Origin of the sequence: Pseudoalteromonas sp. 3D05 (assembly GCF_002723455.1) — a bacterium.
In the GTDB taxonomy this organism is placed as follows: domain Bacteria; phylum Pseudomonadota; class Gammaproteobacteria; order Enterobacterales; family Alteromonadaceae; genus Pseudoalteromonas.
In genome coordinates, this window is record NZ_PDUS01000037.1 from 1 (window position 1) to 9,339 (window position 9,339).

9 protein-coding genes and 1 pseudogene are annotated in these 9,339 nt (G+C 40.0%); 2 read left to right on the top strand and 8 right to left on the bottom strand.

Annotated features, from left to right (window positions below; genetic code table 11):
* Nucleotides 1–96: 96 nt before the first annotated feature.
* From CSC79_RS19855 to glnB, 3 genes and pseudogenes are all read right to left on the bottom strand, one after another.
* On the bottom strand, nucleotides 97–993 hold the full coding sequence (locus tag CSC79_RS19855; protein ID WP_099297868.1) for an EamA family transporter: 897 nt from the start codon (nucleotides 991–993) through the stop codon (nucleotides 97–99).
* 80 nt (nucleotides 994–1,073) lie between these two features.
* Nucleotides 1,074–1,445: pseudogene (gene tnpA, locus CSC79_RS19860) on the bottom strand (IS200/IS605 family transposase).
* 178 nt (nucleotides 1,446–1,623) lie between these two features.
* Nucleotides 1,624–1,962 (bottom strand): nitrogen regulatory protein P-II, encoded by a 339-nt coding sequence (glnB, locus tag CSC79_RS19865; RefSeq protein ID WP_058559912.1) that lies wholly within the window; start codon nucleotides 1,960–1,962, stop codon nucleotides 1,624–1,626.
* A gap of 194 nt (nucleotides 1,963–2,156) precedes the next feature.
* Between glnB and CSC79_RS19870 the strand changes: the two genes are divergently transcribed.
* Both CSC79_RS19870 and CSC79_RS19875 read left to right on the top strand, forming a co-directional pair.
* Complete coding sequence (locus CSC79_RS19870; protein WP_099297870.1) at nucleotides 2,157–2,702, top strand: GspH/FimT family pseudopilin; 546 nt, start codon at nucleotides 2,157–2,159, stop codon at nucleotides 2,700–2,702.
* A gap of 74 nt (nucleotides 2,703–2,776) precedes the next feature.
* Nucleotides 2,777–3,307, top strand: a complete 531-nt coding sequence (locus CSC79_RS19875) for a GspH/FimT family pseudopilin (protein WP_099297872.1) — start codon at nucleotides 2,777–2,779, stop codon at nucleotides 3,305–3,307.
* Nucleotides 3,308–3,321: 14 nt separating this feature from the next.
* On the opposite strand, the gene CSC79_RS19880 is transcribed toward CSC79_RS19875, so the two are convergent.
* The 5 genes from CSC79_RS19880 to pilV are packed head-to-tail and all read right to left on the bottom strand — an operon-like array spanning nucleotide 3,322 to nucleotide 9,045.
* Nucleotides 3,322–3,744, bottom strand: coding sequence for a type IV pilin protein (locus CSC79_RS19880; protein ID WP_099297874.1), 423 nt, complete (start codon nucleotides 3,742–3,744; stop codon nucleotides 3,322–3,324).
* Nucleotides 3,725–7,000, bottom strand: coding sequence for a PilC/PilY family type IV pilus protein (locus CSC79_RS19885; RefSeq protein WP_099297876.1), 3,276 nt, complete (start codon nucleotides 6,998–7,000; stop codon nucleotides 3,725–3,727). Before CSC79_RS19885 ends, CSC79_RS19880 begins: the two co-directional genes overlap by 20 nt.
* 12 nt (nucleotides 7,001–7,012) lie before the next feature.
* Complete coding sequence (locus tag CSC79_RS19890; protein ID WP_099297878.1) at nucleotides 7,013–7,495, bottom strand: pilus assembly protein PilX; 483 nt, start codon at nucleotides 7,493–7,495, stop codon at nucleotides 7,013–7,015.
* Nucleotides 7,483–8,481, bottom strand: a complete 999-nt coding sequence (locus tag CSC79_RS19895) for a PilW family protein (RefSeq protein ID WP_099297880.1) — start codon at nucleotides 8,479–8,481, stop codon at nucleotides 7,483–7,485. The genes CSC79_RS19890 and CSC79_RS19895 overlap by 13 nt, the downstream gene beginning before the upstream one ends.
* Nucleotides 8,482–9,045 (bottom strand): type IV pilus modification protein PilV, encoded by a 564-nt coding sequence (gene pilV / locus CSC79_RS19900; RefSeq protein ID WP_099297882.1) that lies wholly within the window; start codon nucleotides 9,043–9,045, stop codon nucleotides 8,482–8,484.
* Nucleotides 9,046–9,339: the final 294 nt, after the last annotated feature.

Consider the following 9,339-nt stretch of genomic DNA (forward strand, 5'->3'; position numbering starts at 1 on the left):
CGCTTAGTGCCTTTAGTTTCAGTGGTCTTCATAAATAAGTCCTAAATGTGTAAACACATTTCAGGACAAGACAAAATACAGTAATGAAAAGCCCGCTTAATTGCGGGCTTTTTGTATCATCATTCTTCGTTTTATTAAGTCCAAGCCTTGTGGCAAAACCGAAAACACAATCATCAATAACATAATTGCATATTGCCAACTTGCATACTGCTCGTTAATTAATATTCCTGCACATAAAATACCTGCAATTGGGTTGGCTATAGTGCCAAAAGTAAATTCAACTACTGACATTCGCCCTAATAACCAAACATATAGAATGTAAGCCAAAGCAGTATTAGGTACCACCAGCCAAAATAACGCCAGCCATTGCGTGGTATTTATTGACGCAGTTAAAAATTGATACTGCTGAGGAGCAAAATAAAAAGCTTGCACCATAGCCGCCATTGCTAGCAAACTGCCACCAATGATTAGCTGCCACGTAAGTACCGTCCACCAGTGTACTTTAGCCGTTACTTTTTTTACCAGCGTACTGCCTATAACAATAGTTAATAGCGCCCCTATCAGTGCCAAAACTCCCAATACATTAAGCGCAACATGTTGTGGATCAAATAAACGCCATGCTAAAACGACTAAAGCAAGCGCACAAAAGCTTTGCACTAGCGCTGGCTGTTGTCGCTTTACAAGCCATGCATATAATAATGCAACCACAGGGACAGATACCATTCCCACGCCTGCAATAGCTGCAGGTAGGTTAATTGCCATTACAAAAATAAAGCTAAAAAATAACGCAATATTAATTGTGCCGATTAGAAAAATGCCTGGCCATTGTTTAGCCGTTGGCCAAGAAGGTTTAAACAGCAACAACAATAAACCGGCAGGCAGTGACCGTATAGCGCCAAGTAAAATAGGTGGCCAGTCGGGTGTTGCATACTTAGTTACCGCATACGTAGTGCCCCATAAAAAAGCAGGGATCATGGCGAGGAGGATATTCATTTCATTCCTTTTTATATTTAAGAAATGCAAGGTTAAAACCTTAACTTGGGTTGAGGTCAATATGTGAAAATATATTTATTCTAAAAAAAGTAGCTTTGGATTACCTTTTCGTTTATGCCTACCGTATTAAGCAATGCCCTAGCAACCAAAAGTAATACCCTACACTTTTTCTTTATTAAGCGTTTGTATTCAATAAATATTTCTAACGCTATTTTACCTTTCAATACACCCATTAAATTTGAAATTGGCCCCTTTGGGGGCACTTAACGACTAAATGTACGTTGTCTATATGTAGATTTAGCCCAACAACTTTCACCCAAGCTGTTCATATTAGACCTGTATACATCTCTAATCACTTTATTTTCAAGAATACTAAATCTATATTTAGGTGTCTAAACTATATGATTTTGGCATAGCGAATACACATTCGGTGCTTTTTCGTATCTGCTCATGCTTTTTCCTGTTTTGGCTTGGCTAAAAATCAACTACGGAATTAACTTGAGTACTTTTTACAGGCAAAGCATATTTAATGATAACCAGCTACTCAAGTAGTTGAGGCAGGGACTGAAAATAAAAAAAGGCACTATTTTTTAATAGCGCCTTTCTTGTTATTTAATTACTTGGTTGAAATTAAATTGCGTCTTCGTCTTCTTCCGCAGTACGGATACGCACAACGCGTTCAACATCAGTAACAAAAATCTTACCATCACCAATCTTACCAGTTTGCGCCGTTTTCACGATAACTTCAATTGCACGGTCAACATCTTCATCACCAAGTACTATATCTAATTTTACCTTTGGTAAAAAATCAACCATATATTCTGCACCGCGATATAACTCAGTATGCCCTTTTTGACGACCAAAGCCTTTTACTTCGCTTACTGTCATACCTGTAATACCGACTTCTGACAAAGCTTCACGCACATCGTCCAGTTTGAATGGCTTAATAATTGCTTCTATTTTCTTCATTTTTTATTGCTACTTTAAATTCTTATTGAGTCGATTTTAGACAATCCTGCTGTTCATAGCAAACAAAGCAATTGAATAACGGGGATTTAATCACCAACAATGGTATCATTAACTAAAATATAATAATCACAAAAATATTACATCCGCTATCGGCGTTAGTTAACCACAATTTGATCTGTACTTAGAGGTGTAGAATGAAAAAAATACAACGCGGCTTTACACTTTTAGAGCTGATGGTCACTATTTCAATAGTCGGCATCATCGCTGCTATTGCATTTTGGAACAGCAGCAATATGTTAGAAGAAAACCAAGCTGAAAATTATTTGTTGGACTTAAAACGCACCCTTACTTTTGCCAGAGCGAAAGCGACAAGTACTGACGCCCTCGTTGTTGTATGTAGTGGCGATTCCAGCAATATTGCAAACAACAAGCGCGTCCCCTGCACTAACAGCTGGACATCTGGGACAGTATTTGTGTTCTATGACAGTAACAGCAATGGCGTACAAAACCCAAAACAAGGAGATGTGATCTTAAGAGCTCTTGACGAAATCCCTGATAATAGTCGTCTTAGCTTCTCAGGTGACAAATCGATTATATTTGATGCCAGTGGTCGCATTACAACGGCAGCGGGCACCTTTGTTTACTGCCCTAATAATGACAATGAAAACAATAAAGCGCTTACCATCACGCAGTCTGGCACCACGCTTTATAATGGCGATACCGACAGTAAGTGCAATTAATTAAGCAGATCACCTTGCATCTAAAATAGGGTCAGCTAAGTTTAATATAACTGTCACAATTCAGGTCTTCATGGATGAAGGTTATTCGCAACAAGCAAAGTCAGGGCACCTCTTTAATCGAGAGCATGGTGGTATTAAGTATCATTGCGATAATGTGCCATATCGCGCTATATAACTATCAGCCATTAATCATCGAAAACAGACTAGACAACCACATAGCAAAAATTAATCGAGCCGTTGGGCTTTCGCGATTAAGTGCGGTTTCGCACGGTTCAAACGTGACCTTATGTGCACTTAAGCACAATAAATGCGAAGCAAACCAATGGCACAAAGAGCTAACCGTATTCACAGATTCAAATAAGTTAGGTGTACTTGACGACGATGATGTTGCTCTTTTAAATGTTGATGCAACACACCTACAAGATAAACTAACTTACCCTAGAACGTATTTAACATTTCGTAACGATGGAACACCTATGGGCTTTCATAATGGTACGTTTGTTTACTGCCCCGAATACGAAAAAGCAAGCCACGCAGGGCTTGCTATATCGATAAGTTACACAGGCAGAACAAAAATAAGAAATACAGAAAAGTGCTTAGAGTAAAGCTATTCTCATTCTTAATTTCCCCAGCACTTAGCACTATTAGTACTAGGTGTTGCTGTTTTAAGGCCCGCGTCGTTAATAACGAAAGTTTTGCATTCATCATCTTTTAAAGGTGGCCCGTCAGCGGGGGTCGCCTCAAAGCTAAAAGTACCTGCATCGTTATCCACTTCAACAGTAATTGTATAAAAGCCATGCTCAGTTGGCGATACAACACCTAGATTATCTAAATCATTGGTGTATTCTCGGTTATCAACAAAGAATTGCTCCTGTCTGTTTGCAGCATCCAGCAAGGTCGTTATAGCCTCTGTGCGTGCCGTTCGCTTAACATGTTCAAAATAACTCGGTATGGCGACAGAAGCTATAATGCCTACAATCGCAACCGCTATCATTAGCTCAATGAGCGTGAACCCTTGTTGTTTACTTGTCTTTATTATCATTCACTTCTCGCTTATATATGAAAGTCTGCTGGGTATTAAAGCCAAAACCGATAGGAACTGCACTGTCAACCAAATCAATATTGCCATCTTCATCGAATGAAATGCCAGGTCCTTTTATTTTTTTCGGAATAAACGGATTTTGCGCACTTAAATCAGAGCTGTCATTCTCTTTTATACCTGGCCCAATCATTAAAAACTGGCTTCTTGATTCAACCTTTTTATTCTCATCATCACCTCCATCACCTCCATCATCTCCATCACCTCCATCATCTCCATCACCTCCATCACCTCCATCACCTCCATCGCCGTCACAATAGCCATTAGCGTTACTATCGACGCAACTATCAGCGCTACCAAAATAAAGTTGTGGGGTATCTGGCACGTCATTACTTGTTGTAAAGCTTAACTGGTCATACACTTTAGTGCCATAGTGCAAATGAAAGGCATATAATGAACCGGAACCGCCAGTTAATGAACATTGATTAATGGTTTCTGTGGCTGAAGCTGGCGTGTAACTAGTGTAATAAGCAACTCCCCCAACCACTGTAGCAGCCGCTAGAGACTTTTCACCGCTAGCGGGCAAATCATAATACCAGCCAGATTGCTTACTTAACTTTATTTCATTTTTAACAAACGTGTCGATATCATCCAGAGAATTACCAAAAGGGTCATCATTGACATTCATTAAATCTGAAACAGTGATTGTATCTGGAATATCTAAACCCTTAAATGACTTGGTTAGCGTATTTACATCTCTAATCATATAGAGCTGATCTTTAGTAACAGTGCCAATTGGGTTTGAGCGATTACCACTGCCAACTAAAACAGCATCAAATGGCGTGTCTTTTCGAGTAACAATCGTTTTTCCATTATAGGTTGTGTTCGTCACCTTGCTATACATAGTCCGAGCAATCATGGGTTTATAAAAGAAACGTCTATCGAGCGCATTCGTTGAACCATTTAGTTTTGCGAACTCAAAATGACTCCACTCACTTGTTTTGTTGCTTGGCATGTCAACTCGCCAAATGCTGCCGCTAGTATCTGTTGCATAAATACGATCAATATAACCATCGTAATCTGAATCCAATGGAGTTACTGACGCTGCAATGCTATTTTTACCTTTAAAGCCTTTTTTAGGGGTTAATTCCCATAACAAGGTACCGTCAGAGGCTTTTACGATATAAATACCGCGACCTTTGCTATCTTCTCCAAGTATTACGGTATCTTTATTAATATCGTAACCAGCTCCAAATATTAGCACAGGCTCATCACCAAATGCTTTTATAAAAGAAACCGTCGGTGCAGACCATGTTTGCGCTAACTCAGTGAAGCTCCCAGTGCCTCCCTGGATTGGCCCACCCCACATTAAACTTGGGTTATCTGGATCGGTAATATTTAAACCATAATAGTTATTACCTCCACGACGCATGCCAAAGAAAGCCCACACTTTATCGCTACCGTTTACGATGCCATCACGGTTTGAGTCATCAAAATAGATCGTAATTGGGCCATCAACACCGTATTTTTTAGTATCGGCAGCATTTTTACGAATGGGGTCAATAATGCCATACAGGCTACTGGGTATGAACGCCCAACTTTCACTGACTGTGTTACCACTGTCTTTGAACATATGTAAAAACCCAGCGTTAGTGCCAATAAGAATTCTTACATCGTCATTGCCATAGTCAACTGTAACAGGTTTAGAATGTAAAGGATCACCAAAGATATCTAGCCGTTGGTCGCTGCTTGAAGCGTCTCCATCTTCGTTATCTACATCTATGCCTCGGGCCCAATCAATAGTGTTTTTAAGTTCACCCTGATCAACACCAAATGCTTTAGCCGCTTTAGCATCACCACCATAAGCTGACGATACTGCATTCTTATTAAATGCGATAAGCCCTGCGGTTCCTGCATCCGTGTATAAATTGCGACCACTATTTGCGGTAGTTGAAAGCATCAAATTAACCCCGCCATTTTCAACTGAATTACCATCTGCAGCAGCAGTACTAGGTAACCAAAATGTGCGTGCACCTTTATCAATTAAACCTTCCGAGTTAAGAGCTTGCAGGTTTGCAGAGTCAATAATTTGAGTGCCTGAAACTTTAAGCTTTTTTAAATTACCACGCCAACGAGCGCCACTGTCAGGGTAAAACATTGCGTAGTAGATAGAGTCACGACTACGTGTTTGGTCAACATTATTACTGGCAATTGAAGGTGAGGTAAATGTGTCGTTTACTTCGCGAATACGCGTAATGGTATTTTTAAGTGCTTCAGATAATTGCTCTGCTGTGTCTGCGTGCAAATATTGCCCACCACCATACTTTGCTGCTTCAGATAATAAGTTTTTACCTGCGTTACTCATCCCGGTACCAAAACCAATTGGGTAGATTCGACCGAATTCACGCGTTTTCGTTGTGGGTGAATATAAGTCAATCTCTACGTCTTTTGTTCCATTGATCACCTTAGACAGTGCGGTTAAATAGCTGTTACTCACTACAGGTGGGTTGGCAGTAAAATAATAATTGTGTAAATTCTTAATATCGCTATTTCTGTTTGAATCGCTGGTTGGATCGCCATCAGTCATCAAAATAATGTTAATGCTGTTATCACAGCGTAGTGGCTCACCAGTGATTGGCTTAAATGGAGACTTATAAATACCAGAAGACTCTGCTGTATAATCCCTGTCAGTAGTATTTCCACCATAATAGACGCCTTGACCTGTGATATAAAGGTAGGCTTCCCACAAAGTCTCGGTAAGCGGTGTACTTCCGCTTGCAGGCAAATTATCTACTTTATCAAGTAGAAAAGATTTTGTTGCCCCTAACTTTGCTAAGACATAACCACCAGCACTGCCATTAAAGCGCATAAGACCAAACTCAATATCATCGTTATCACTAATTAACTGCGTGATCGCTTTTTTCGCAACGCCTAATCGAGTGTCATCACACTCAGCTCGATAGTATCCACTTCTAACGATATAACACTGCTCCTTCCAAGTGTAAGTATCTAAGCTTTTAAAACAATCTCCACGTTCAAACTTATTTTTTTTCACTCTTCTATAGCAAGTTTGGCTTTTGCCATCAACCACACTCCACGCCATACTCCCCGATGTATCAAACACAAGTAACACCCGTGGTTTTTCATCGAGCTCAACCTCATGATTTACATATAACTCGATATCTTCAGCCACACTAAAAAAACTAAAGCACGCAAAAACAATATATACCGACTTAATAATTAACTGTTTTATCTTCATTTTTAATCTCACTTAACCGCCAGTATTTAGGCTAGCCATTTGCTGTGCTATTCCAGTGGTTACCGTTATGGTGTGCTTACTCTTTGAACCATAAGTAATCGTTGAATTTATTTGAATCATGTTACATGCAATGCCCGCTGTGAAGTCATAATCTCGCGGACAAGGCAGATCAAGCGCGCCATTATTAAGGTTACTTAATTCACTCGCTGTGTCGTCAATTTGTGTGAGTGGGATTGAACCGTCTGGAATTTGCGCTTGTGTAAACAATAACTTACTTGTTCCACCTTTTTGCGCCTCTGTCGCAATTACCTTTTGTACATTCCCCATTAAGATATTCTCAGCTTCTTCTCGCTCTAATGCAGCGTTGGTAATTTTTATATCAACACTTGCACTGCTCATCAGCGTAACTGCAATGCCTGTCACAGCAACGACCATAATAAGCGCAGCAATTAAAACAACACCGCGTTGGTTGTTTGCTAAGGTTAAATTCGCCATTGACTAGCTCCTACATTGTTTAAGCGTATCGTGGTGGTAAACAAAGCCCGACGAAAACGATCATTGAACTTCAAAACGCGTTGATTTGCATCTTCACCTAAGGTGTATGTTTGATTCACTTGATTAAGGTCAGCATCTGGCTGGAGTGATCTTACTAACAGAAACACCTGAACAGTTAAAATGCCACGGCGATTTTCCCAGTCTGATGCTGTCATATTTTCAACACTACGATATGTATCGATTCGGCTGTCAAAGTTAGTATCTAAACCAAACAAAAAGCGCATATTTTCAACACCTTCCATAATAGTTTCGGTGATCATCCCCCCTTTAGGGGTTAGCCTTTTACGCATCAACACGGGGATTGTTAGATCTTGCTTATTTACCTTATAAGTCTGTTCATCAATGTAATATACGTGATGACGATACCGCCACACGGTTGAGTTTGGGTTGGCTGGATTAGCAGGACCGCGAGTAAACTCCCCCCACTCTTGCTGAGCAATAAAATAATAATTGCCGTTGTTATTTTGTACAGCATCTGTGGTGTCTATTTGCAACCCTTCTAAAAACTTGAGCTGCAAAACATCAGTATTATCTTGTGCGTTTGAAATACAATTTAGCTGGGCACCACCGCTTGATTCAATAGCATAAATAAGTCGGAAATTAGAATTAACACTATTATCTGGGAAACTTTTATTATTCAGCCCTTCGGTGCAATCCCCGGCCGGGTTACTAGCACTGCCTGCAACAATTGTATTGTCTGCTGAAAATGAATCTTCATAAAACGTGCCCCAAAAACCAATTTGTTCTATATCGCGCTGCATTATACTCAAAGCCAAGCGGCCAGTTTCCTGTAATTCACCGATGGTCATGGTGTCTCGGGTGGTTACTTTCATACTCACGTAAGTAAACATGACGCCACCTAATACTAAGCCACCTACAAATAAAGCGACCATCATCTCAACTAGAGTAAACCCTTTTTGCTTCATTTAAGATGCCCTCAAATACATAAAACTTGTTAGCACAACGACTCTGCGCTTTTTATTGTTGGCACCACATTTAATCGCTGCGGTGTCACCAGTAGCAGTATATTCTTGGCGCCCTTGCCAACTAATGATTACTTCAAGGTTAAATGCGTTACTGCCCCTTGCAGCATCAGCTTGGTTGTTAATACACACTGTTGCATCATCAAGCGCACCTGTGTTCTCACGTGCTTGAATTGCGCGAATCCATTGTTGCTTATCAAGTGCTGCAATTTCAGCGGCCGTACACACATTTGAATAGCAGCGTAACTGTTTGTTTAATTTGTCATCACTTGTAAAGTTACCATTATAGCGCGCTGTTAATCCTGCATCGTCATTTGCACGCATCCGCTGAATAATATCATTGCCAAGTGCTATTGCTGCTGAGCGCTGCATAGCATCAAAGCTTGCTTGCTTTGCTTTTGCCTGCAATGCCACTGCACCCAATAGTCCAAAGCTTAAAATTATAAACGCAATTAACACTTCCACTAAAGTGAAACCGCGTATCGATTTAGGTGATAAATTAGACATAATAGCGCCAAAAAAATTACTTACAGTAAGATTAATTGACCTTATTTGAAATACAAGAGGTAGGTAGATGAGCGGTAGATTTAACTGATAAACGGTACTTAACCTGAACTCTGGTTAAGAGATATACTAATGTATTGATATTAAATCACAAATATATTTATTAGTCTCCAGCCGGAGACTTTTAGCGACAACAAGGCGAATTTACGCGTCAATAGCTGGTCTATTGCAAGTAAATTCAACGCAGTTAGCGTTGAAAGTAGCCGCTGGAGATAAATTTATTATCCAGAGTTCAGG

Coding starts and splice junctions, on each gene's coding strand:
- pilV (WP_099297882.1), bottom strand. CDS start 9,045: ATGTCTAATTTATCACCTAAATCGATACGCGGTTTCACTTTAGTGGAA.
- glnB (WP_058559912.1), bottom strand. CDS start 1,962: ATGAAGAAAATAGAAGCAATTATTAAGCCATTCAAACTGGACGATGTG.
- CSC79_RS19875 (WP_099297872.1), top strand. CDS start 2,777: ATGAAGGTTATTCGCAACAAGCAAAGTCAGGGCACCTCTTTAATCGAG.
- CSC79_RS19880 (WP_099297874.1), bottom strand. CDS start 3,744: ATGATAATAAAGACAAGTAAACAACAAGGGTTCACGCTCATTGAGCTA.
- CSC79_RS19855 (WP_099297868.1), bottom strand. CDS start 993: ATGAATATCCTCCTCGCCATGATCCCTGCTTTTTTATGGGGCACTACG.
- CSC79_RS19870 (WP_099297870.1), top strand. CDS start 2,157: ATGAAAAAAATACAACGCGGCTTTACACTTTTAGAGCTGATGGTCACT.
- CSC79_RS19890 (WP_099297878.1), bottom strand. CDS start 7,495: ATGGCGAATTTAACCTTAGCAAACAACCAACGCGGTGTTGTTTTAATT.
- CSC79_RS19885 (WP_099297876.1), bottom strand. CDS start 7,000: ATGAAGATAAAACAGTTAATTATTAAGTCGGTATATATTGTTTTTGCG.
- CSC79_RS19895 (WP_099297880.1), bottom strand. CDS start 8,481: ATGAAGCAAAAAGGGTTTACTCTAGTTGAGATGATGGTCGCTTTATTT.